Origin of the sequence: Gemella sp. 27098_8_92 (assembly GCF_041433685.1) — a bacterium.
Classification (GTDB): domain Bacteria; phylum Bacillota; class Bacilli; order Staphylococcales; family Gemellaceae; genus Gemella.
In genome coordinates this window covers 100,073-124,497 of the sequence record NZ_JAPWBZ010000005.1, presented here as the reverse complement: position 1 = coordinate 124,497, position 24,425 = coordinate 100,073, and the positions used below count along the sequence as shown (strand labels likewise).

The 24,425-nt window shown below is 29.9% G+C and carries 28 protein-coding genes, 2 pseudogenes and 1 riboswitch; of the genes and pseudogenes, 3 read left to right on the top strand and 27 right to left on the bottom strand.

All coding sequences use genetic code 11. The features are described from left to right. Nucleotide 1: 1 nt before the first annotated feature. The 14 genes and pseudogenes from O3802_RS05050 to O3802_RS04985 form a co-directional block, all read right to left on the bottom strand. A complete protein-coding gene (locus tag O3802_RS05050) occupies nt 2-271 on the bottom strand; it encodes a hypothetical protein (RefSeq protein WP_371458563.1) in 270 nt (89 codons plus the stop codon). An 11-nt stretch (nt 272-282) separates the two neighbouring features. Next, nucleotides 283-1,155 (bottom strand): 2-oxoacid:ferredoxin oxidoreductase subunit beta, encoded by an 873-nt coding sequence (locus O3802_RS05045; RefSeq protein WP_371458562.1) that lies wholly within the window; start codon nt 1,153-1,155, stop codon nt 283-285. 1 nt (nt 1,156) lies between these two features. Beyond that, the gene (locus tag O3802_RS05040) at nt 1,157-2,902 is read right to left on the bottom strand and encodes a 2-oxoacid:acceptor oxidoreductase subunit alpha (RefSeq protein ID WP_371458561.1); all 1,746 of its coding nucleotides are present in this window, start codon (nt 2,900-2,902) and stop codon (nt 1,157-1,159) included. 181 nt (nt 2,903-3,083) lie between these two features. Continuing rightward, complete coding sequence (locus O3802_RS05035) at nt 3,084-3,857, bottom strand: SDR family NAD(P)-dependent oxidoreductase (RefSeq protein ID WP_371458560.1); 774 nt, start codon at nt 3,855-3,857, stop codon at nt 3,084-3,086. Nucleotides 3,858-3,872: 15 nt separating this feature from the next. After that, nucleotides 3,873-4,310, bottom strand: coding sequence for a CopY/TcrY family copper transport repressor (locus O3802_RS05030; protein WP_371458559.1), 438 nt, complete (start codon nt 4,308-4,310; stop codon nt 3,873-3,875). Nucleotides 4,311-4,465: 155 nt separating this feature from the next. Then, nucleotides 4,466-5,098, bottom strand: a pseudogene (locus O3802_RS05025) (GyrI-like domain-containing protein). Nucleotide 5,099: 1 nt separating this feature from the next. After that, nucleotides 5,100-5,819: a class I SAM-dependent DNA methyltransferase gene (locus O3802_RS05020; protein ID WP_371458558.1), complete on the bottom strand. Its 720-nt coding sequence runs from the start codon at nt 5,817-5,819 to the stop codon at nt 5,100-5,102. A 1-nt stretch (nt 5,820) separates the two neighbouring features. Continuing rightward, the gene (rsfS, locus tag O3802_RS05015) at nt 5,821-6,159 is read right to left on the bottom strand and encodes a ribosome silencing factor (protein WP_371458557.1); all 339 of its coding nucleotides are present in this window, start codon (nt 6,157-6,159) and stop codon (nt 5,821-5,823) included. Nucleotides 6,160-6,173: 14 nt separating this feature from the next. Continuing rightward, nucleotides 6,174-7,043, bottom strand: a complete 870-nt coding sequence (gene yqeK / locus O3802_RS05010) for a bis(5'-nucleosyl)-tetraphosphatase (symmetrical) YqeK (RefSeq protein ID WP_371458556.1) — start codon at nt 7,041-7,043, stop codon at nt 6,174-6,176. Further along, complete coding sequence (nadD, locus tag O3802_RS05005) at nt 7,018-7,629, bottom strand: nicotinate-nucleotide adenylyltransferase (RefSeq protein WP_371458555.1); 612 nt, start codon at nt 7,627-7,629, stop codon at nt 7,018-7,020. The genes yqeK and nadD overlap by 26 nt, the downstream gene beginning before the upstream one ends. A 1-nt stretch (nt 7,630) precedes the next feature. Next, nucleotides 7,631-7,930, bottom strand: coding sequence for a ribosome assembly RNA-binding protein YhbY (yhbY, locus tag O3802_RS05000; RefSeq protein ID WP_004632985.1), 300 nt, complete (start codon nt 7,928-7,930; stop codon nt 7,631-7,633). 29 nt (nt 7,931-7,959) lie between these two features. Then, a complete protein-coding gene (yqeH, locus tag O3802_RS04995; protein WP_371458554.1) occupies nt 7,960-9,081 on the bottom strand; it encodes a ribosome biogenesis GTPase YqeH in 1,122 nt (373 codons plus the stop codon). Next, nucleotides 9,074-9,649 carry a YqeG family HAD IIIA-type phosphatase gene (locus tag O3802_RS04990; RefSeq protein ID WP_371458553.1) on the bottom strand — a complete coding sequence of 192 codons (576 nt, stop codon included), beginning with the start codon at nt 9,647-9,649 and terminating at the stop codon, nt 9,074-9,076. The genes yqeH and O3802_RS04990 overlap by 8 nt, the downstream gene beginning before the upstream one ends. A gap of 22 nt (nt 9,650-9,671) precedes the next feature. Continuing rightward, entirely contained in the window at nt 9,672-10,448 is a 777-nt protein-coding gene (locus O3802_RS04985; protein WP_371458552.1) for a phosphatidylserine decarboxylase, read from the bottom strand. A 466-nt stretch (nt 10,449-10,914) separates the two neighbouring features. On the opposite strand from O3802_RS04985, the pseudogene O3802_RS04980 reads away from it, so the two are divergent. Together O3802_RS04980 and O3802_RS04975 are read left to right on the top strand one after the other, a co-directional pair. Next, nucleotides 10,915-10,998: pseudogene (locus O3802_RS04980) on the top strand (TetR family transcriptional regulator); the annotation flags it as partial. 15 nt (nt 10,999-11,013) lie between these two features. Then, nucleotides 11,014-11,463: an LmrA/YxaF family transcription factor gene (locus O3802_RS04975; protein ID WP_371458551.1), complete on the top strand. Its 450-nt coding sequence runs from the start codon at nt 11,014-11,016 to the stop codon at nt 11,461-11,463. 51 nt (nt 11,464-11,514) lie between these two features. Here the strand turns inward: O3802_RS04975 and O3802_RS04970 are convergent, their stop codons facing one another. From O3802_RS04970 to O3802_RS04960, 3 genes are all read right to left on the bottom strand, one after another. After that, the gene (locus O3802_RS04970) at nt 11,515-11,874 is read right to left on the bottom strand and encodes a truncated hemoglobin (RefSeq protein WP_371458550.1); all 360 of its coding nucleotides are present in this window, start codon (nt 11,872-11,874) and stop codon (nt 11,515-11,517) included. 135 nt (nt 11,875-12,009) lie between these two features. Continuing rightward, complete coding sequence (metK, locus tag O3802_RS04965) at nt 12,010-13,191, bottom strand: methionine adenosyltransferase (protein WP_371458549.1); 1,182 nt, start codon at nt 13,189-13,191, stop codon at nt 12,010-12,012. Nucleotides 13,192-13,321: 130 nt separating this feature from the next. Then, nucleotides 13,322-13,424, bottom strand: a riboswitch (SAM riboswitch). A gap of 386 nt (nt 13,425-13,810) precedes the next feature. After that, nucleotides 13,811-14,440, bottom strand: a complete 630-nt coding sequence (locus O3802_RS04960) for an MBL fold metallo-hydrolase (protein ID WP_371458548.1) — start codon at nt 14,438-14,440, stop codon at nt 13,811-13,813. Nucleotides 14,441-14,679: 239 nt separating this feature from the next. On the opposite strand from O3802_RS04960, the gene O3802_RS04955 reads away from it, so the two are divergent. Further along, nucleotides 14,680-15,828 (top strand): MFS transporter, encoded by a 1,149-nt coding sequence (locus O3802_RS04955; RefSeq protein ID WP_371458547.1) that lies wholly within the window; start codon nt 14,680-14,682, stop codon nt 15,826-15,828. A gap of 53 nt (nt 15,829-15,881) precedes the next feature. Here O3802_RS04955 and O3802_RS04950 read toward each other — a convergent pair whose 3' ends face one another. The 10 genes from O3802_RS04950 to lepB form a co-directional block, all read right to left on the bottom strand. Continuing rightward, on the bottom strand, nt 15,882-17,030 hold the full coding sequence (locus tag O3802_RS04950) for a pyruvate kinase (protein ID WP_371458546.1): 1,149 nt from the start codon (nt 17,028-17,030) through the stop codon (nt 15,882-15,884). Between the two features lie 226 nt (nt 17,031-17,256). After that, nucleotides 17,257-18,264, bottom strand: coding sequence for a tRNA dihydrouridine synthase DusB (gene dusB / locus O3802_RS04945; protein ID WP_371458545.1), 1,008 nt, complete (start codon nt 18,262-18,264; stop codon nt 17,257-17,259). Between the two features lie 15 nt (nt 18,265-18,279). Beyond that, nucleotides 18,280-18,753 (bottom strand): 2-amino-4-hydroxy-6-hydroxymethyldihydropteridine diphosphokinase, encoded by a 474-nt coding sequence (folK, locus tag O3802_RS04940; protein ID WP_371458544.1) that lies wholly within the window; start codon nt 18,751-18,753, stop codon nt 18,280-18,282. Beyond that, the gene (folB, locus tag O3802_RS04935; RefSeq protein WP_371458543.1) at nt 18,753-19,133 is read right to left on the bottom strand and encodes a dihydroneopterin aldolase; all 381 of its coding nucleotides are present in this window, start codon (nt 19,131-19,133) and stop codon (nt 18,753-18,755) included. The genes folK and folB overlap by 1 nt, the downstream gene beginning before the upstream one ends. Nucleotides 19,134-19,299: 166 nt before the next feature. After that, the gene (locus O3802_RS04930) at nt 19,300-19,668 is read right to left on the bottom strand and encodes a single-stranded DNA-binding protein (RefSeq protein ID WP_371458542.1); all 369 of its coding nucleotides are present in this window, start codon (nt 19,666-19,668) and stop codon (nt 19,300-19,302) included. Between the two features lie 52 nt (nt 19,669-19,720). Then, the gene (locus O3802_RS04925; RefSeq protein ID WP_371458541.1) at nt 19,721-20,005 is read right to left on the bottom strand and encodes a cupin domain-containing protein; all 285 of its coding nucleotides are present in this window, start codon (nt 20,003-20,005) and stop codon (nt 19,721-19,723) included. A gap of 54 nt (nt 20,006-20,059) precedes the next feature. Beyond that, the gene (locus O3802_RS04920) at nt 20,060-20,815 is read right to left on the bottom strand and encodes a class I SAM-dependent methyltransferase (RefSeq protein ID WP_371458540.1); all 756 of its coding nucleotides are present in this window, start codon (nt 20,813-20,815) and stop codon (nt 20,060-20,062) included. A gap of 271 nt (nt 20,816-21,086) precedes the next feature. Beyond that, on the bottom strand, nt 21,087-21,743 hold the full coding sequence (locus O3802_RS04915; protein WP_371458539.1) for a DNA alkylation repair protein: 657 nt from the start codon (nt 21,741-21,743) through the stop codon (nt 21,087-21,089). A 2-nt stretch (nt 21,744-21,745) separates the two neighbouring features. Further along, nucleotides 21,746-23,347, bottom strand: a complete 1,602-nt coding sequence (locus O3802_RS04910; RefSeq protein WP_371458538.1) for a CTP synthase — start codon at nt 23,345-23,347, stop codon at nt 21,746-21,748. Nucleotides 23,348-23,494: 147 nt separating this feature from the next. Next, complete coding sequence (gene lepB / locus O3802_RS04905) at nt 23,495-24,046, bottom strand: signal peptidase I (protein ID WP_371458537.1); 552 nt, start codon at nt 24,044-24,046, stop codon at nt 23,495-23,497. Nucleotides 24,047-24,425: the final 379 nt, after the last annotated feature.

The window sequence follows — 24,425 nt, the reverse complement described above, 5'->3', positions numbered from 1 at the left end:
CTTATACCTCTTTAATATATTCTATAGTATCAGTATGTTTATCAAAACGCACTTCGTAATCTTTTCCATTATCTCTAAAATAAAACATTAAATACTCATTTTCTATTAAGTTTAATGTATAGCTATCTAGTACTGTATATCCTTCTGCTATTAAACTATTACGACATCTATCGATATGCTCATTATTTAATTCTTGCTCTTCTGATTTTTTATAAATATAATACATTGTTCCAGCTACTGCTAGTGGTAATAAAAATTTTCTTAATTTCATATTCTACCTCTTTATCTAAATTCATCACATAGATTTTTAAACATTTCTTGATCAAATTCCAAATTCTGATGTGCCAATGGTTTAGTCTGATCATAATTTTTTAGTATTGATTCATACTTTGGTTTATTATTGTTTTTATATATAACCCCTGTTACTAAATCATTATACTCCTCTAAAATTCTATATGCTTCCAGTTTATTAGTATTATCATATCCTTCAATATCGTCAAGGTTTATTAAATTCTCTTTATACCATTCTGGAGTATTATAATAATTATATGTTTTACATGGACTGAAAACATTGACTAATGAGAATCCATCATGTTTAACAGCTTCCTCAAAAATGGCCATCATACCTTTCATATCTCCTGTAAATGCTTGAGCCAAGAAAGTTACTTCACAAGATAAAGCCACTTTCAATGCTGATAATGGTTTTTCCATTACACCTTCAAGTGTAGTTGTAGTTACTAACCCTTCTGCCGATTTAGGTGACATTTGTCCCTTTGTTAAAGCATAAAGTTGATTATCCATAACAATATAGGTCATATTTACATTACGTTTCATGGCATGAACAGCATGACCTATACCAATAGCGTATCCATCACCATCACCACCCATTGCAAAAACTGTTAAATCTTGATTTGCTAGTTTTACTCCTTGGGCTACCGGCAGGCTACGTCCATGAAGTCCTTGAACACCATATGCTTTTGTATATCCACTTATTTTCCCAGAACACCCAATTCCTGCCGAGATTACAACATTTTCTGGTCTTATACCAAGATTTACTACCGCCCTTTGGATTCCGGCCAAAACGGAAAAGTCTCCACATCCAGCGCACCAATCTGGTTTTTCATTATTTTTATAATCTTTCATTGTTACTTTCATATTATCTCTCCTCCTCTAATAGTTGCTCTATAAGTTCGTGAGTATAATATATATCACCATTATATTTCAATAAGCTCGAAATTTTCTCTGAATTATGATACTTACTTGAAATTACTGTTCGTAATTGTTTATTAGAATTATGTTCAACAATATAGATTTTTCTATATTTATCAAAAGTATCTTTAACCTTCTGAGCAACTGGATAAATTTGACGTAAATGCATAGTATCAATGTTCATCTCTTGCTCTTTCAACTGTTTAGCTGCTTTATTTAATACTCCATAAGTAGAATTTATACCAACTAAAAGAATATCCTTTTCCTCATTATATTCGTTTAAAATAAATGGATTTTCAATAAATGCTGTTTCAATTTTTTCTGAGCGTTTATCTTTTTGTTTTATTGTATTTTTCTTAACTTCTGATGGCAATCCTACAACTGAGTGTTCGTAACTATTAGCGTTATGAATTCCACCCTTTTGTCCTGGAATAGTACGTTCAGATACAAGTGAATCAAGTCCATAACGTTTGAAATAAATAATATCCTCTTCTGTAATTTCTTCTTGTTTTAGAAGTTTACCACGATCGATTTCTACTTTGCTAAAATCAAAATCGGAAACAGTTTGTTTATTCATACCTAGTTGCAAGTCCATCAATACAATAACTGGTGTTTGATATTTTTCTGCCATATTAAATGCATCAATCATAGTATAAAAACAATCTTCTACAGTAGTTGGTGCTAAAACAATTCGCGAAGCATCACCAGTTCCGCCATAAACAGCATGGAAAATATCAGATTGTTCAACTTTTGTTGGTAGACCTGATGACGGACCTCCTCTTTGAACATCTACAATAACAACTGGTTGTTCAGACATAACTGCCATACCTAAAAATTCAGTCATAAGAGAAATCCCCGGACCAGACGTTGCTGTCATAGCACGTACACCGGCAAAGTTTGCCCCAATAGCAACTCCAAGAGCCGCAATCTCATCTTCTGTTTGAATATATGCACCATTTACAGTTGGTAATTTTTCAAATAAATATTCCATAATCTCTGTAGCTGGTGTAATTGGGTATCCAGAATATAAACGACATCCTGCAACTAGAGCACCTAATCCTGCTGCATGGTTCCCTATTAGCCACATATTATTTTTCTCTTTTTTGTCTAATTTTTTAAGATAATACTTTTCTCCTAAGTTATTTTCTGCCATAAAACTTTGCATTACCTCATGCCCTTTATTAAAGGCTTGAATATTTATCGCAACAATTTCTTCACCTTTTGAAGAGAATTTTGCTTCAATCATATTATAAAAAATATCTTTATTTATATTTAATAATGCTGAACAAATACCTAGTGTTATTATGTTTTTAATGATTGGTGCTGATATTTCTTTTGCAAGTTCTGTAATTGGAAAAACTGCTACTAATCCAGTAACTTCCTCTGAAATTTCTGGCTTTATCTTTTCATCAACAATAATAATACTATTCTCATCTAATTCATCAACATAACTATCTAATGTTGTTTGATCAAAAGCAATAAGAATATCTGTTTTATAGTCAATAACGTCTATTTGCTCTTCTGAAATACAAATTTTACTATTACTATGTCCACCTTTAATTCTACTTGCAAAATCCCTAGTAGAATACATATAGTAACCTAGCGAGTTTAGAACTGTAGAAAATACTTCAGTTGTTGCTTCAAGCCCTTCTCCCTGCTCTCCGCCAATTTTCCATCCTAGTTTATTTATCATGTTAATCTCCTTTAATCTCCTTCAAGAGAAATTTTTTAGTTGATTTATCAATACTTTATTCTATCATATTTTAAGCTATTTTACCATTTAAACAGCGGGGGAATCTTTTATATAATTATGTGGAAAAAATAAATATTTCTACAAATATTATTTTTGTAGAAATATTTATTGACTCCATTTTTTATTTAAACATACTTAATAATATTTTATCACTTAATCTTGGAAATAATTGACTTAACTTAACTCCTAATACCAACTTAAGTGGTAAATTAACTTCACGTTTTCTCTTTTCTATACCTTTTATAATTTTTCTAGCAACAACTTTTGGTGTTAGTGGTTTATCACCCATTGCTTTTAAGTAACTTTTATCTTCATCGGCTATATTAAAGAAGTTTGTTGCGACTGGTCCAGGATTTACAGTCATAACATGAACATTATCCTTTTTAACTTCTAAACGTAACGCATTAAAATAACCAATAAGCGCAAATTTTGTTGCTGAGTACACAGATGTTTTTGGCGTTGCTATTTTTCCTGCTAGTGAAGCTATTGTCACAATTGTCCCTGATTTTTTTTCACGCATTCTTTTAGCTATTTCTGTTGTAAGCTGAATAGTTCCAATAACATTTGTATCAATCATCTTCACTACTTCATAATCGGTAAACTCACTAAAATCTTTCATAATACCATAGCCAGCAGCATTTATCAAAATATCCAAATTATCCGTTTTTTCTATTAATCCTTCTACTTGATCTTGAGCCCCTATATCTACTGAGTAAATTTTCACCTCCACTGAATTATAGGCTTGGCACTTTTTAGCTACTTTATCTAATGCCTCTTTTCTACGAGCTACTAAAATTAATTTTACATTTCCCTTTTGAGCAAACTGATATGCTAACTCACGACCTAATCCACTAGATGCTCCTGTTATTAAAATCTTTTTTTTAATTATTTCCATAATAAACCTCTCTAATTACTTAATTTTAGCATTTCCACAAGTACATTGACCTTTTATACAGTTGCATTTAACTATATCTTTGGCATTTTTGAGTTTTTCTGTAAGTATTACTAGTATTTCTTCAATATCATCTTTACTTAAATTATCCTGCTCTATTGCATACTCAATAATTCGTTTTGTTTTTTTATTACAAAATTTTCCTACAAAATTTTTTGTTAAAGTTTCAAGACAATCGTTTTCTGAATAAATAGCTTTGTAAATATACTTATTACCAATCTTTTTTGTTTGTAAAATATTTTTATCTACAAGACGAGAAAGCAATGTTTTTATAGTTGAAGCTGACCATTTTTTTTCTTCACTAAGGGTTTCAATAACCAATTTACTGGTCACATTACTATTACTCCAAAGTACACGCATAACTTCCCACTCGGCTTCTGAAATGTTTATTTCCATAGAATATAATCTCCAAATTTCATTATAATACTTTTCTCTTAAATTTCCTTTAAATCCATCATCTACATCTGTAATTATAATACTATGTAACTATTGTTATGTCAATGATTTTAAAAAGCCCAATTCAAATATTAATTTTGAATTGAGTTTAAATTTTATTTTTTCTTAATTGGGTGTCTTAATACTGTTTTTAACTTTTCAGGAGAAATTTTTCTAACATCAGAAATATAAATTTCATGATGAAACCTTTTATCTGTAATATCCAACTCATACCCTTGTTTAATCATATACTCATGCATTGCCTCTACTGTTATCGGTTCATTATCATACGGCCCAATGTGCATACATTGCACACATAAACCTTCATCATAAGTAAAAAACTCTACTTTCGAAAAATCCTCTTTTTTCTTACGAGTCATTTCTTCAATCGCCTATTCGAAAACTTCTTTAGTAACAAAGTCAGGCATACGTATTAAAGAAATAAAATTGAAACTATCTTTATTAGCATAGTCTACTCCTTTAATTCCTTCTTGCCACCAAAAATCTTCTAGTGGAGGAATAACAAAATCAAAATAACCATCAATTTTGTAATCACCTTTTTTACTCATTTTAATTGCATAAGCAATAGGATATAAAAGACTTATTGACTGTTTATATTCACTATTTTCTTCATTAGGATCTCCTACTCCTCTTACAGCAATAAAATTTGCTTTTTCTACATTTATTATACTAGGTTTAGCCTTTGGTTTATATAACTCTTTATATTCTTTTTTAAAATCAAATACCATATTATTTATCCAATATAAAAATTATTCTATCAGAATTTTCATAATCTTTATTATCTAGTTCAAAGTCACAAAAATATTTATTAATTTTAAAACCTATTTCCTTAGCTGCTGAAATGATATCTTCTATTTCATATGTACGTTGTGTATGAAACTGTTCAAGGCGACGATAAAGTCCATTTTTCTGCTTAATAAAAAATGTCAATTCACTTTCCACCTCTAATTCTTTACCTGTTCCATAGGCAAACCAAAGATAGCTAATTTCATCAGTTTCGTAAGCAAACACTTGATTATCTATCATATTCTTCATTTTTTTAGGGGTATGAATATCAAAAATAAATTTTCCACCCGATTTCAATGAACAATAAACCTCTTTTAGACCATCTTTAAAACTTGTAAAATCAGGTAAATAATTAAAGACATCAAATGCGCTAAGAACGAAGTCAAATTCATATCCCAAGTTAGAAATTTCTAATAGGTCCATAGCAAAAAAATTACTATCCGATGATTTTGAACTCGCTATAGAAAGCATTTGTTCGCTATTATCCACTGCAAATACTTCACCATATTTTTTTAGATAAGGAATCATCGTTCCGCTACCACAACCTAAATCAAGAATTAGAAGACCTTTTTTATCCTCTAATTCTTGATTTATTATATTCGCATAAGTATCATAATCGACATCCATTAATTTATCATAAACAATACTTAAATTTTCGTACATATTATACCTCTTTAAGTGGGTATTTCTCGAATAGAGCATCTAATTCATAGTATTCTCTATCATCACGCGTCATAATATTTACAATGATATCTCCTAAATCCATAAGAACCCATTTAGCTTCTCTTTGTCCTTCTGTACTATGAATTTCTGCACCATATTCCAACACTTTTTCTCGCACTTCTTCTGCGATTGCTTCTACTTGTCTACTAGTTGGAGCATGACAGATTACTGAATAATCATATAACACTCCCGTACTTGTTAAGTCGTATGCCACAATATCATACCCATGTTTATCATCGCAAGCATCTACGACAACTCTTAATAATTCTTCTATTTGCATTTTTATCCTCTTTCTTATTTTTTTATTATATGGAACATAACAACGTATAATACATCATCATCTGGATATCTTTTAGCTAATTTATCAATTAGTTCATCCAATGTTACACCATAATATTTTGCATAACGCTCTGTTAAAGTATCTCTAGTTACAGGTTTTACCAAATCTACTTCTAATGTGGCAAACACCGTATCCGGATCTTCATAAGTTGTTGCTTCTAATAAATCACCTTTTTTAAAGTGAGCTTCACTCTTATTACGAATTGTTATAGTTTTTTCATCTGATAAAATCTTTTCTTTATTCTTTTCTTTGAATCCAACACGATAATTTTTAATATTATAGTAATTATAACATTCTAATAATGATGGATAAATTCTTTCATCATTATCAATTAAATATACTAATGTATATTTCGCAGAAAGCCTAACCGCCTCATCTAAATCATACTGTGCTACTTCTGTTACTTCTTGTAGGTGTGGATGTTTCCTTTGAGGATCAATATAATCTGCAATAAAAATAATTTTTTCTAAAAGCGTCATATGCTTTCTACCAAAAGTATGATTTGCTACTGCAAGTTTAACCTCTTCATCTGCTATATCAAATGCCTCTTCAATGTAGGCACTTCCCACTGGCCCATGAAGAACCTCAACAGGATAATCCAATAATTTTACATCTAAATTATGAAGTATTACATATTTTTTCATAAGTACTTCATCCATAGGTTTGCATACATCATGAACTAATGCCGCAAGAGCAGCGCGCTCAATATTTGCGCCATGTATTTTCGCAAGATTTTTTGCCACTTCCACTACCCTAAGTGTATGCTCATATCTTTTTTGTGGTAATATCTCTTTTACTTTATTTTGAATTTCTTGAAATTCCATATAAACCCAACTCCTCTATATATGCCTTACATTCATCTGTAACCATATAATCTATACTTTTATTATTTTTTATATTATCCCTTATTAAACTCGAACTAATTTCTATAATGGGTGAGGTCATAACTTCATAGCTAATAGTTTTATAAAACTTATCACAAGCTATTACCTCTTCTAAACTTTCTTCATTTCTCGCTGTAAAAATAAATGTTACTAGTTCCGATAGTTCTTTTATATTATACCACTTTTTTAAATCTTTCGCTCTATCTGTTCCAACAATAAAATAAATTTTTTCATCTGGATAAATTTCTTTAAAATATTTTAGAGTATTGTAAGTATAACTGATATTATCTTTTTTTAATATTTCATAATCGCTTACGATAAATTTATTGTTATTTTTTGTGCTAATATATGTCATTTTTAACCTATCTTCATCACTAGCTTCTAATTCCCGATTTTTAAGAGGTGTAACATGTGATGGAATAAAAATTACTTTTTCTACATCGTAGTTTTCTATAACATTTTGTGCTGTAATCAAATGACCAATATGAATTGGATCAAAGCTTCCTCCATATAGGGCTATTGCCATATTATTTCACCAACTCTATTTTGCGATATTTTTCTTTTGAGCTTTGCTTATACAATACAATAGTATGCCCAATTACTTGAACTAGTTCTGATGAAGTGCGTTCTGACAAAACTTTTGCAACTTCGTCTTTATCTTCTTCACAATTTTGAAGGATACTTACTTTTAACAATTCACGCTTTTCCAATGCATCTCGAATACCTTGAACCATCTCACTGTTAACCCCTGATTTTCCCACTTGAAAAATAGGTGTTAAATGATGTGCCAACGCTCTTAATTGTCTTTTTTGTTTTCCTTTTAACATTTCGTCCTCTTTTCTTTAATTATTATTTTTTATATAATCGATTCTCTCACAAACACTTCGATTTCTTCCGGAACATAAATATCTATTTCACAACCACTATCGCTGTTAACAGTTATCCAGCCAAGTCCAGAAATAACAATATCTATCTTCCTATCCTCAATCTTGAAATTTTTCTTAACTTGGTTTTTAAAAATAGATATATTATCTTCGAATGGTGGTTTCAACAATGTTCCTAAATGTTTTTCAAAAAGCGCATCTGCTTTACTTAGTTTTGTTCTATGAATATCAACTAAATTAGATGCATATAGAGTAAAGCTTTGACGTTCACCTTTTATAAAATCAACTCTTGCCATACCACCAAAGAATAAACTTTGTTCAGCATTAAGCTGAAATACACGTGCCTTAATTTCTTTTTTTGGCATAACTAATTTTAAACTCTTAGCATCTAAATAATGAGCAATGTCGTAATCTAAGATTATACCCGGTGTATCATAAATACTTGTTGCTCGATCTAAAGGAATCTCTATCATTCCCAAAGTTGTTCCTGGAAAATGAGAAGTCGTAATGACGTTCCTATCTCCTGTAGTAAGCTCTATTAATTTGTTAATAAAAGTAGACTTACCAACATTAGTTGCGCCAATAATATAGACGTCTTTTCCATTACGCAATTCATCAATACGCGCTGCCGCTTCCTCAATCCCATGATTTTTAATAGCACTTATTAATAAGATATCTTTAACTTTGATACCTTTTGCCTTCAACATTTTAAACAACCATTGCTTAATTTTGTTTTGTTTAACAGATTTTGGTAATAAATCTAGCTTATTAGCAACTAATACAATATCTTTATTATTACCAACAATATCTATAACGTCTTCTATCCAACTTCCCGAAAAATCAAAGATATCAACGACCTTAACTATAAGGCCATCTTTTTTAGATAAAGTTTTTATAAGTTTATAAAAATCTTCTGCTCCAAGCTCTACATCAGAAACTTCATTATAATTTTTTAAACGAAAACATCTTTTGCAAACTAGATTATTTTCTTCAATACTTTTTTCAACCACACTTTTTGGTAAATAACCTTGTTTATTTTGATTTTCACTTTGTATTTCTGCACCACAGCCTATACAATAAATTTTATTATCCAATATGGCCTCCATCTTTCTCTTTTTTTAATTTTAATTTATAATTAACTTTCTTCATTTTTGGAAATAGTTTTCTACGAGTTAAATTTTGTACTATAATCCCTTCAAAAAATCTGTTAATTCGTGTTTTAAAAGCATCGGTTTTTGAAATTGGCTTTACCAACACACTCATAACTCCAAGACTTTTTGCACCAAATACATCGGTTAAAACTTGGTCTCCTAAAATAATTGCTTCTTCAGGTTTTCTGTTTAACTTGCTAAGTGCCTTTTTAAAACCATGTGTTAACGGCTTTTTAGCATCTGCAACATATTGAAGATTCAATTGTTTACAAAATTCTTCTACACGTTCTTCATTATTATTTGACACAACGATAATATCAAAACCAGCTCGTTTCATTTTCTTTAACCAACGATTAAGCTCCTTCGTATCTTTTTTGCTATCCCATGAAATAAGAGTATTATCTAAATCTGAAATAATAACCTTCTTATTGTGCATATTCATATATTCAACATCTATAAACTCATACTTTTCTACAAAATCATCTGGTGAAAAAAACTTCTTTAATAACATAACTTACCTACTTAAAAATAGCTTACAACACTGTAGCTATTTTTTCTCCCATCTTGATTTCTCTGTTTTCTAAATTTTCTTCAAGAAGAATGTTATCTTTCTCAAATAATAATACAACTGTAGAACCAAACTCAAAATATCCTAACTCTTCTCCTTTTTTCACATAGATATTATCATAAGTCGGTACTATTGAATTTACATTTTGTGCCCCCACAGGTATTAGTGTATAGTTAATTTTTCCTGTTAGCTTATACACTTGACGATAATTGTAGCTCAAAATATTATCCCCTAATTCTAATCCTAAATTATTAACTGGATAAGAATATTTCCCAAGACTATATGCATCTTTTATTTGTGAATTCATTGGAAAATGAATACGATGATAATTTTTAGGACTCAAGTAAATAATAATATATGTACCCTCTTTGTATTTGTCAGCTAAGTCGCTATCACCAACTAATGTTTGAATATTATACGTTTGACCTTTTACTACAAAAGTTCTATCTTCCTTAATAGTTCCTACTTCCGAAATAACACCGTCAGTTGGGCTTACAAGACTATCCTCACCTTGGTCTATTGGTCGTGCTCCTGGACGCAATTTTCTTATAAAAAAGTCATTTAGGTTTTTAAAATCATCTATCTCATCTAAAATTTCATCAGTGTTTATATTATAAATTTTTGCAAAAGGCTGAATCATCAATCTGCTCAAATTAGATTTTGTTAATTTTTTTAAAGCTTTTGAACTTAAATTTCCATTCGTTAATTCAACACAAAGTTGAAACATTTTTTTCTTTAACATAGCCATCTCCTTACTAAATATCATGTTATATTGTACTATAAAAAGCCTTTAAATACAAATATTCGACAAGAACTAGTTAAATAAAACTATACACTATTAAATTTTATTTACTAATAAAAATTAATAATATTTTATCAATAATAAACTTTATTCAATCAAAAATATAAACCTAAAAGACCTATATTATCTATATATTATTATTAAAATTTATTATTTCAATTATAAATTTTTAAAACTATCTTCTCTAACTAGAAAAAATGTTATCCGTTATCATATGCTATTTAAAAGCCTTTCCACTAAATATTTTCAAAAAATTTATTATAAATTGTTGATTTTTCCTATATAAATATTGTATAATTAGAATATAAAAATTAACAAGGGAGTGAACGACATGACTCTAAATAATAAAGTAAAAGAAAATATTATTTTAACAACTGTCCAAAACGTTTGAACTAAGGGCTATTCTCTGACAAGTGTTCAGGATATAATTAAAAAAGCTAAAGCCCCTAAAGGAAGCGTTTATTATTATTTTCCAAAAGGAAAAGATGAAATTTACATTGAGGCATTGGATAAAATAAATTGCAATGTAAAAAAAGAATTCAGAACAATTTCTCCAAAATTAGGGACTTTAGAGGAATATTTAACTGCTGTTTTTGATCTTTTTATATCTAAAGGAAGAGCGTGCAAACATAGTGGATTTTCGTTAACTTTATTAGCTATGGAGACTTCAGAACTTTCACCGATTATCGCTGAAAAATGCAGCGATATATTAGAAAATTGGCGTTTACTTCTTGCAGATGGATTATTTGATAGAGATTTACCGGAGGAAGTATGCAATCCTGTTAGTGAATGGTTGTTTACTAGTATCCAAGGGGCAATTTCTGCACATAGAATCCATAAAGATGAAGCATTTTTATATAATATAAAGGCATCTATAAGATTTATCTCTACAGCAACACCTGAAACTCTAAGAGAAATTTTTTCTAGAAATGACGGAGATGAAATTGTCGCGTAAAAATAATTAAAACGGACTAAGAATGTTAATCATTTTTAATCCGTTTTTTTATTAAATGGTATTTATCATTTGCATAGTCAATGAATTTATCTTTTGACTAAAAAATTTTTTTATTGATGGATCTATATCGAGTCTTTCCAATGCTAACTCAAAGTCTTCCAGCCAATATTTAGCTTCTCTTATAGATATTGGTAACTTCATATGTTTTCTCCTCAAGTCGGGTGTAGCAAAAATAGAATGGCCTGGCTCTCCTAAAAATAATCTAAAAAATTTTTTTTGTTCTATTTTTATCTTATCAAAGCCATTTGAAAACAATAAATTTATTCTATCATCATTAGGGATTATATCATCATACATATAGCTTACCAAAAGATCAATATTCTCTTCACCAATTTGTTCATATAGATTCATAACTACCTCCTACATACTTTCTTCACCGCATTCACTTGTTTATATTAAACACCAATATCAGCCTTTTTTCAATCAATATGCAAAAATATAATCCGAATAGTATGTATAATACTAGTCGGATTATATTTTTATATCTTATTTCAATAATTTTTTAAATGCTTCTGTTTTATCAGTTCTTTCCCATGTGAAATCTTCATCTTCACGACCAAAATGTCCATAAGCTGCTGTCTTTTTGAAAATTGGTTTTCTTAGGTTAAGTGTTTCTATTATTCCATTTGGAGTTAATTTGAATTCTTTTTTGATTGTTTTAACAATTTCTCCCTCATCTACTTTTGAAGTCCCAAATGTTTCTATAAAAATAGATACCGGATGTGCTACTCCAATAGCATAAGCAAGTTGAACTTCTACCTTATCACAGATTCCACTAGCTACGATATTTTTCGCAATATAACGTGCCATATATGCACCCGAGCGGTCAACTTTTGTTGCATCTTTACCACTAAATGCCCCTCCACCATGACGTGAAAATCCTCCATAAGTATCGACAATAATTTTACGTCCAGTAAGTCCAGCATCTCCTACCGGTCCACCAATTACAAAACGACCCGTTGGGTTGATAAAATATTTAGTGTTTTCATCTAGTAATCCTTTATCTAAACATGGAGTAATAACATATTTTTTAATATCTTCATGGATTTGTTCTTGAGAAACATCTGCATCATGTTGAGTCGATACAACAATAGTATCTATACGTTTTACTTTATGATTTATATCATATTCAACAGTTACTTGAACTTTACCATCTGGTCCTAAATAATTCAATGTTCCATCTTTTCTTACTGTTGCAAGTTGTTTTGCAAGTTTATGACTTAAATAAATTGGTAATGGCATATAAGACGACGTCTCGTTCGTTGCAAAACCAAACATTAAACCTTGGTCTCCTGCACCTACTTCATTTTCTTCTTTTTCTTGTTTTGTTTCTAATGAAGTATCTACTCCTAGTGCAATATCTGGAGACTGTTTATCTAACCCTACCAATACAGAAATATGATCTCCAGAATATCCTTTATTTGGATCATTATACCCAATCTCATTAATTGTATCACGAACTATTTTTTGGAAATCTACATTTGCTGTTGTCGAAACCTCTCCAATCAAAACAGCAAGTCCTGTATTTACACATGTTTCACATGCTACTCGCCCGTATGGATCTTGTCTCAAGATTTCATCTAGTATTGCATCAGATACTTGGTCTGCAATTTTATCTGGATGCCCTTCTGTTACTGATTCTGATGTAAATAAATATGTTTTAGCCATTTTTTTCTCCTAACTCTTATTTGTTTTGTCTGATATTAATACAAAACTATCATTTTTATCCTTACTATTTTGTCAGCTTTGCCAGCACAAAATAAAAGACCTTATCATGTTAGATAAGGTCTTTTTATATACCTCATCGTTCAAAGTAAACTTTGCTAAGGAAAGCACCTTAGTCAAATGACTAGGTTGCTGGAGATCATCGGGCCTTATCCCTCACTCACTCTTGATAAGTATTTATATTTCTTTTATCAGTATAGTAAATTCTAATACAGTTCCATTCTTTTGTCAACAAAAAAGAACTATAATGTAGAATATTACTTGTCCTGCTCTTATTTGTCAATTCATTATTTCACAAAGAGTATTATCTTTATAATTTTTTCGGACTAAAATACCAATAAGAGTATTAAAAATACCCCTCCTATCAGTATATCTACTATACGATTAGATACTTAAACCTGCAATACTATCAATATTTAAAAGCATTAATAATGCATAAATGCTTCCAATCAAAATTAAACCGAGCCATAAAACATTAAAAAATTTGTAATATATAAACCATTTTCCTACGTACTTTTTCACAATTTTACTTAACCTTTTACTTATTTTTATTCTATAATTGTTAATTTCCTATTAAATTAAAATGACGTTCACGTCCTATTGTAGTATCATCTCCATGTCCAGGATAAACTATTTTTTCTTCATCCAGTTTAAATAAAACATTATGTAGTGAATTTTTTAAAGCATTAAAGTCCGAACCATAAAGATCATAACGTCCAAATCCATTTCTAAACAATGCATCTCCTACAATAATGAATTTCCCAAAATCAAAAGATACTCCACCTGGTGAATGACCCGGAGTTGGTAAAACTGTAAAGCTCATTCCTGCAATTTCATATTTTTTATTTTCCTCAAACTCGAATTCTGCAACTTCTGTCATAGGTGCTCTTCTCAATCTAAACATTGTTGAACCATTAAAATCAGGATTACTTAACCAATCCCTCTCATAAGGTGAAATATATACTGGAACATTATAATACTTTCTACATTCATCAAGAGACATAATATGATCAAAATGTGCATGGGTTAAAAGAATTGCTTCTATCTTAACACCTAGTTCTTCTACAGTTTTTTGTATCTTTTCGAATCCTTCGCCTGGATCTATTATAAGTCCACGACCATCTTTATATACTATATAGCAATTTTCTTCTACCATATCCATTACTATTCTTCTTACTTCTACTTTTGCCATTATTTTTATATCCCTCCATAAATAATATTATTTATATTTTATCTCATTATAAAGTTAATAACAAGACTTGATTTAAATTGTTTTGTATTAATTTCAACATAGTATGAAAAAATAATAATTTATAAAATCACATAACTTTTACTGAATTTTATTTCTATCTACTAAAACTTGACCTTCAGTATTATTTTTTTTATACTTGTATGGTATATTTATTAATATAACATTCTAAGGAGAATACAATGAAATTAAATCTGACAGCTAAGTTTTCATTACTTAGCATATCTATACTTTTGATGTCCCACTTAGCAATTTCTCCTGTTATCCCAAGTCTTTATAATTTTTATAATGAACAAAATTCTAATATTGGGCTAGCATCTGTAGAGTCACTTGCAACTATACCCGCTATGATGATTACAATTTTCGTTTTACTTAGCAATGTAGTCATAAAATTTTTAGGGAAAAAGAATACTGTTTTACTGGGACTTATTATAATATTTATTTTTGGATTAGTTCCTGTCTTTACATCTAATTTCAAATTAGTTTTAATTAGCAGATTGTTTCTTGGGGCAGGAATTGGACTTTTTAATTCATTATCAATTAGCTTAATCAGCGACTTTTTTGATGATAGTACTCGTGGTACTATGATTGGTCTTCGTACTGCATTTTTAAATATTGGTAAAGCATTAACAACATTTATTTCAGGGTATCTAGTAATACTAGGTATGCAATATACCTTTTTAGTTTATGCCTTAGCTCTACCTATATTTATATTATTTTTATTTTTTGTTCCGAACTCTGAAAATATCTATAATAAAAAAGTAAGTGTTAAATTTCACAAAGAAACTATTTATTTAACAATACTTACCTTTTTTATCGGTATTTCTTATATGGGGGCTACAATTAAGATTCCTACATTATTGATTGAAAAATATTTCTATCATCCATCCACAGCAACAAACTTATTAACTATTCTTGCAATTAGCGGTATCTTCTCTGGTTTATTATTCGGCTTTTTAGTAAAAAGAGCTAAAAACCTGACATTAACTATTATGCTAAGCTTTATGACTTTGGGGAGTATGATATTTTCATTTTCTAATAATATAGTTCTATTTTTTGTTGGTGCTTTTTTTATTGGAATTAGTTTTGTTGGTGCTATGTCATTCAACTTCTTTTACATTTCTAATAAGCTAGAGAATAAATTTATTAACTTTAGTACGAGCATCATGTTAGTCGGTGGCAATATCGGTGTTATTTTAACTCCTATTATTCTCACTAAACTACCTGAAGCCCTACATTTAGAGAAATTCTTAACTCCATTTTATATAACTACACTTATTATGCTAATATGCACTATTATTAGTTACATTAGTTTAAAAGATGATAACTAAAAAAGAATGTTCTTAATGAACATTCTTTTTTTACTAGTTCTATAATATATATCCTAAACTAGTCGTATATTAACAAAATCTGTTGGTGGTACATTATCTTTACCTAAATCTGGTTGCCCAGCAGTAATTAAGATATAGTTACCTTCTTTTGCCAACCCTGATTCTTTTGAGTATTGTGTAGCATTTTCTAACATTTCTTCCATTGTTAATGTTTTCGGCTCTATAAACGCTGTAATTCCTCTAGTTAGTGCTAATTTGCGTGCTTTTTCCTTCGTCGGTACAACTGCAAGTACTGGTACTTTCGGTCTATATCTAGCAATAAACTTAGCAGTAGTTCCTGATTTAGTGTAAGTTACTATATTGTTCACATCAATAGCATCTAGTAAATGTTTTGTTGATAATGAAATGGCATGCGCAATATCCATTTTATGCTTTCTATATTCTCCATCTTCCTCTCCAGCAATAGTTTGTTTCTCAATATACTTTATAATTCTGTCTACCGTCTCAAGAACTTCTTTAGGATAGTTACCTGTTGCTGTCTCCTCAATAAGCATAATAGCATCAACACCATCAATAATTGCATTGGCTACATCTGATACTTCTGCTCGAGTTGGTCTCGGATTATAAATCATTGAGTGTAACATTTGAGTCGTTAAAATAACTTCTTTAGTAGAATCATTAGCTTTTCTTATTATTTCTTTTTGGATACTTGGAAGATTTTGATATGGCATTTCCATACCTAATTCATCACGATTAATCATAATAGAATCTGCAAAACTAATTATTTCATCAATATTCTCATAAGCCTCTTTACAGTCAATCTTCACAATTAAGCCAATATCCTTTTTACCACGGCTAGTAAGGATGTCTTTAACCTTACGAATTTCATCAATATTACTTACAAATGGACAAGCGATAAAATCTACATCATGTTTACATGCAAAATCTACGCTCTCTTCTTCTATCTTGATAAGTTTATACTTACTTTGAGCATAAATATGATCAATATCATATATTATAGCTGTATTTTTATTCAGCTTTTCTCTTAGTTCTTTTATTTTCTCTATTCTTGAAATATTTTCTTCTTCTTCACCATAATAAGTATCTATTAAAACAGCATCAGCTGCACCAGCTACAATCAACTCTAAAATACTTTCTGTACTATTGCCTAGTGTTGCGATAACTTTTGATTTTCTATTCATAAATTCCTACCTCCTCACAACAATTTCTTCTAGTTAATTATAACACATTAAATTGGCCTTGCCTATACTTTATTCTAAGTTCTAACCACCATCTATTTTATGGTTAACTATTTTTAAAATAAAACAGTCACTACTTTTATTTTGTATCTAAGATAATTTTCTATCTTTCAACTTAATCAAAATATCAAGAATTTATAAAGTTTTTTATTTTATAAAAATTAATACATTAAATTATAATTTCCTTCTTCTCCGTAACTATCCCATTTTCTAAATAATCAAGAAACTCACCAAATAAGTTTTCCATTTCTGAATAGGTATTTAATTGATTTAGCTCTTTTTTTACTTTAGCTCCTCCTTTAATACCTTTCATATAATATGATGCGTGTTTTCTCATTTCATGAACAGCTACCCTTTCTGGTTTTATTTCCATAAGTCGTCTTAAATGTAATAAACAAACATCTATTTTTTCTCTTGGTGTAGGTTCGTCGCTCAACTTACCTGTCTCCAAATATTTAACTGTACGATACAACATCCAAGGATTTCCTAAAGCCGCTCGTCCAATCATAACAGCATCACAGTTTGTATCATCCAACATTTTTTTAGCTAATTCAGGCGTAGTAACATCTCCATTCCCAATCACAGGAATTTTTAACTCTTTTTTTACATCACGAATTACATCCCAATTAGCTTTCCCACTGTACATTTGCACTTTCGTACGCCCATGGATAGTTATGGCGCTAGCCCCTGCTCGCTCAGCATTTTTTGCATTATCCATAATATAGATATGCTCATCATCCCAGCCCATACGCATTTTTACAGTGACAGGTTTAGATACCGCATCTACCAATCTAGAAATAACCTCATAAACCTTATCCGGATCTAAAAGTAATTTACTCCCTGCATCTACCTTTGTTATTTTTGGTACTGGACACCCCATATTCAAATCTATAATATCCGCCTCTGTATTCTTGTCTACATACTTTGCCGCTTCTACTAATGTATCTATTTCCCCACCAAATATTTGAAGACTAAGTGGACGCTCCCTCGGATCTATGTATAACATATTCATAGTCTTTTGATTATTAAATAAAATGGCTTTGTCACTAACCATTTCCGCACAAACTAATCCCGCTCCAAACTCTTTAGCTGTTAAACGAAAAGCCGCATTACAAACCCCTGCCATAGGGGCTAAAACTACCTTATTAGGTATTTCTACTTCTCTTATTTTAAACATTCTATATCCTTTCTTCTATATCTTTTCTGAATATACTTCTATAGGACTATCAATATTTTCTAACGATGTCTTTATACTTTTTCCACCTATCTTCACATCACCATATAATTCATAAATAGGTAATAATACAAAGTTTCTATTATGAAGATATTTATGAGGAACAATTAATCTTTCATCATTAAACTGTTGTCCATTATATTCTATAATATCAATATCTATTGTTCTATTGCCCCAGTGTTCGAGACGTATACGTCCTAAATCTAATTCTATATCTTGGATTATATCCAATAATTCATAGGCTTTCAAATCACAATCAATTTCTATACACATATTTAAAAAGTCATGATTAGCTACACCACCCCAGGCCGGTGTTTGATAGATTTTACTTTGTTTAGTTATGTCCAATCCTCTTTGAGATATTTCTTCTAGTGCTTTTTTTAAATACCTTTCACGTGGTTCTATATTTGTTCCAAGTCCTAAAATAATCATTATAAATTTAGATACTCCTCACGCGTTATAAGTAACTTTACACCACATTCTTTAAAGTGGTATTTTATTGGAGCAGAAGGTTTATTAATTGCCAGCTTTATTTCCTTTATTTCTGGAAAAGTATTAAAAATATTTTTTACTATTTCTTCTGCCAAGCGTTCTAATAAATTAAAAGTATTTTCTGTAGAAGTTTTATAAACAATGTCTGCTATATCTGCATAGCTCACACTATCCGTCATCTCATCGCTAACCATTGCTTTACTGTAATCTACTAAACATTCTATATCAAAAATAAACTTTTGTCCTAATCTTTTCTCTTCAGCAAACAATCCATGATTAGAAAAAACTTCAAGACCATTTATAAATAACTTTGTTTCCATGGCTAAACTCCTTAATAGTTATTTTGCTTAACTATAAAATTCTATCATATTTCTAATTATTTCTCTATTAATTAGTATTTTAAATTGTAAACTATATCAAATAAAAACCCTCAGTATACTCATATATACTAAAGGTTTTCATAATCTAAATCACTTTTTTATAAAATTATTGACCTAAGACGAATACATCGTCTGCTTGTTTTTCTTCTTTTTTAGCAGCTTTGCTCAAAAATGAAACTTTATTTGCGATAATAGAAAGTTGATAGTGATTAACTCCATTTTTATCTTTATAAACATTATTATTAAGGCTGCCCACTACGTTTAATAAACTACCCTTATCACAATATTTTGAAGTATTTTCTGCCAACTTACCAAAAGCTGTAAACTCTAGAAATTCAGTATCATAGTCTCCATCTTTGTTCTTGAACTCCGACTGAACTGCCAACGTTGCTTTTATATAATTTACCCCGCCTTCACTAACTCGTAGTTCAGGTTTTTTAACTAATCTGCCAATTAAAATTACTTGATTTAACATATTTTCCTCCCTAAAAGTAATTTAGATTTTTCTACAGACCATATTAATTACTTTATTTATTAACTAAAGTAACAAAAAATTCACCATCAGTTAAGAATTCAGCATTAATAAAGTTATCTCCATCAAAGTGAAGAACTTTTCCAGGCTCTACAATATGGACTTCATCATCATTTAAATGTACTTGTACTTTACCTTTTACTACTGAAAAAAGGACCAGTGCCTCTGGATGATTATGTTTAGCTATTAAATCACCCTTTTTACCTACTTTTTTAACTAATTTAAATCTATCATGGTTTTTTAATAACCCTGCTTCTTCGAAAATTATTCCTACTTTCATTTTTATTTCTCCTTTAAATATTATTAAAACGCTATCAGCATTCTTCTATTACTATTATAAAACTTTTTTATTAACAAAACAAATAAAATTCATATCTTTTTCCAACTTTTTAAAAGTTAACCCCATTTTAAAGAACTGTTTTCGATTTTCTTTCTTAAGACCATTCTTAGTAATTCGCAGTGAATTTATAACCCCTTCATCAGCAATTAATCCTGAAACAGTCATAAGTGTCAATTTATCATGTAGTAAATTTACCGTACTAAAATTTGTCTCTTTAAACAAGTTCAACCATTCATCTTTAGATAATGGTGATACACTAACATTAATAGCATCAGATAACTGTTTTCTTGTCTCTTCATAATTATTTAATAATAAAATATCGTGAGTTAGTAATAATCCACCTGGTTTTAGAACACGGTAATACTCCTCTAAAGCCTTAATCTTACTCTTATTACTAAACATCGTTAACATTGCTTCATTAATTATATAATCAAAACTTTCATCAGCAAATTCCATCCTAAAAGCATTATCACAGATAAACTTAACATTTTTTAAATCTGTTTTTTCTAATTCATCATTTGCTTCTTTTATGACATCCTTATCGATATCAATACCTATAAATTTAGCCCCCGGATTATTCTTAGCTAGATTCAGTAAATTTAATCCTTTGTTACATGCAACTTCGAGTATCACTTGCCCTTCATTTATATCAACATGTGCCAGCAAAAAACTTGTTCCTTTTATTCCTCCAGGTCTAAGTCTAGTTTTTCCTAATTTCTTTAAAAATTTATGTCCCATTTCTTTTTTCATGATATCGCCCCTCCTTATTGGCTTCTATAACAATATTGTATCCTATTTTAAGATATAATTCTACTAATAACTGATAATAATTATCGATTAATTATACTAAGTCATAAATTTCAAATTCTAATTGTAGGTTAAATTATTCATAAATAAAATTTATGTAACAGTTATTAATTAGTTTCCAACAAGAATTTTAGATATGTAAGATATGTAATAATGAAAATACATATTTTGTAAAAAAACTATTCATAAATTTGAATAGTTTTCTCAATATTTCTTACAAATATTTACTAGCTTCCCTTATGCTCAATGAAGCCATATTTTCTCTATGGCTCTCAATAAAATTGCGAACCCACAAAGGATTTGTCTTCGAATAATCTCGTAACGCCCATCCTATCGCTTTATTTACAAAAAATTCTTTATGATTAAGATTATTTATTAATATTTTTTCTAAAAGTTTAATATCAGTATGTTCTTTTCTCAGCAACTGGTGGTCTATAGCAACTCGACGCAACCAAATATTATCATCTTCACTCCACTCTAACATAATAGAATATAATTTTTTATTATTATAAATTATACTTCCTATAACTTTGTCAAGTATATCAACTGTATCCCACCAACTTTTGGTTAATACTAATTCTTTCAATTTTGGAATATCATCTTCTGATAAAGAATTTTGCATATATTTTAAGTAATATGCAGCCGTATATTGACATTCTCTTTTTTCATGCTTAAAGCAAATTTCTATAAACTCCCAATCAATTTTCTTAGTTTTCTTCGCTTCTTTAAAATATGGTTTCCAAATCTCATTTCTTTCTTTTGCACCCACACCGAAAAACTCGAATTTGTTTTTCATATACTTAGACATATCTAAAGCACGAGCATTATCTGCACGTGCTTCAAGACAATCTATTATTTCTAATAAATTCATAGTTATTTCCTATTTTCCAAACTTGCTTTAATGAATCCTGCAAATAATGGATGAGCTTTTTCTGGACGTGATTTAAATTCTGGATGGAATTGCCCAGCAACAAACCATGGATGTTCTGGTAGTTCCAAGATCTCTACTAATCTTCCATCTGGACTAACACCAGATAATACTAAACCTTTATCCGTTAGGCGTTCACGGTAATAGTTATTAAATTCATATCTATGGCGATGACGTTCTGTTATATTAAGCTCTCCATATTCTTTGTGAGCTACACTTCCTTCTGTTAATGTACATGGATAGCTTCCAAGACGAAGTGTTCCTCCCATTTCTACTACATCTTCTTGATCTGGTAATAAATTAATAATCGGGTACGATGTATTAGAATCTAACTCTGAAGAATGCGCACCTGTTAGGCCACAAACATTACGTGCAAATTCAACAGCAGCTAATTGCATTCCTAGACAGATTCCAAAGAATGGTACCTTATTCTCACGAGCATATTTAATTGCTGTGATTTTACCTTCAACACCTCTATCTCCAAATCCTCCCGGTACTAGTATTCCATCTGCATCTTTTAAGTAATCATTAACATTCTCTTCTGTTATATCTTCTGATTGAATCCAGTCAATAGTTATTTTTGAATTATATTTATATCCTGCATGTTTAAGAGATTCTACTACTGAAATATATGCGTCATGAAGCTCTACATATTTACCAACTAAAGCAATTCTTACATTTTCTTTTAAATTATCAACTCTATCTACCAATGCTAACCATTCTGTCATATCCGCTTCTGGAGCTGAAAGTCCAAAATGTTTTAGAACGATATCGTCAATCTTTTGAGCTTTTAGGTTTAATGGTAATTCGTATAGATTACTTACATCACGGCTTTCAATAACATTTTGTTTTGGAATATCACAGAATAGAGAAATTTTTGCACGCAGCTCATCTGTTAATGCAAGTTCATTACGAACGACAATAATATCTGGTTGAATACCTAATCCACGTAATTCTTTTACAGATTGTTGCGTAGGTTTAGTTTTCATCTCTCCTGCTGCTTTGATATATGGTAGTAATGTACAGTGAATATAACATACATTTTCGCGCCCTAAATCGCTTCTAATTTGTCGAATAGCTTCTAAGAATGGTAGTGACTCAATATCACCTGTAGTTCCGCCAATTTCTGTAATTACTACATCAGCGTCACTAGATTCTCCGGCTAAAAGAATGCGCGATTTTATCTCATTTGTTACATGTGGAATTACTTGTACAGTTCCTCCTAAATAATCTCCACGACGTTCTTTTTCTATAATTGAAGAATAGACACGTCCTGCAGTTACATTTGAGTATTGGCCTAGATTTACATCAATAAATCTTTCATAATGCCCTAAGTCTAAATCCGTTTCTGCTCCATCTTCTGTAACAAAAACTTCTCCATGTTGATATGGGCTCATAGTTCCTGGATCAACATTTAAATATGGATCAAATTTTTGTAATGTCACTTTTAATCCTCTATTTTTTAATACTCTTCCTACTGATGCGGCTACAATACCTTTACCTAATGATGATACAACCCCACCTGTTACAAAAATATATTTCGTCATGTCTATCTCCTTCTTTAAAAATATAAAACCCCCTACGAAAATCCGCAGGGGGTAGTTTCTTCTTTCACTCACTTAGAGTGCCCGTATATTATACTAGCATAATTTTGTATTTTTATCAACTAAAATATTCTTTAGCTAAGAACATTTTTAGAAAACTTTAAAGGTATTAAATGGATAATATCTAAGACTAACTTTCCCAATCATTGCTTCTTTTTTCACAAATCCAAAAACACGGCTATCAGTACTATGTTGTCTATTATCTCCTAGTACAAAGTATGTTCCTTCTGGAACTGTTTTTGATTTTGTACTACTTAAATACTCTATATTAAAATCTGGAGTTAATGGAGAGTTTCCTGACGCTTTTGCTTCTTGAATTTTTTTCGTTAAGTACGGTTCTTCTACTACTTGGCCATTAACATATAGTACATCATTTTTATACTCTATTGTATCACCTGGAATCCCAATAATACGCTTGATATAGTCATCTGTTTCGTTAGCATGAAATACTACTTCATCTCCACGTTCAAAAGTTTTACTGAATTTATTTACAAATACTCTATCATTATCAGCAAATGTATAATCCATTGAGTGCCCTTTTACTGTAAAAGGAGCTATAACATATGTGCTTAATACTAAATAGATAGCTATTGATGCAACAATAACAACTATCCATTCAAAAATATCTTTTAAAAGTTTCACGTTAAAATCCCTCGTTATTATTTTATTATTTATGATGTTTAATTCTATCATATATTAAAATAAAAAGCAAAAAAGATATACAAATACAATTTACCTTTATACTTATTATTTTATCTTTAGTTACATATTATAATTTTCTTACATTAAGCATAGTTAAAAAACTTTCTATTCAATAAAATTCTCATTATATATACTGTGTATATCCGCTCTTTTTCTTAAAAATTGCAAACGTCAAACAGATATATTGCTTTTATATTTAGGTATGCTATAATCATAGGTACGGGAGTCTGTAAACAGTCTGAGAGGAAATATTTAATTTCGACCGAACCTGATCTGGGTAATGCCAGCGTAGGTATATAATCTTAAAGACCTAACTTAG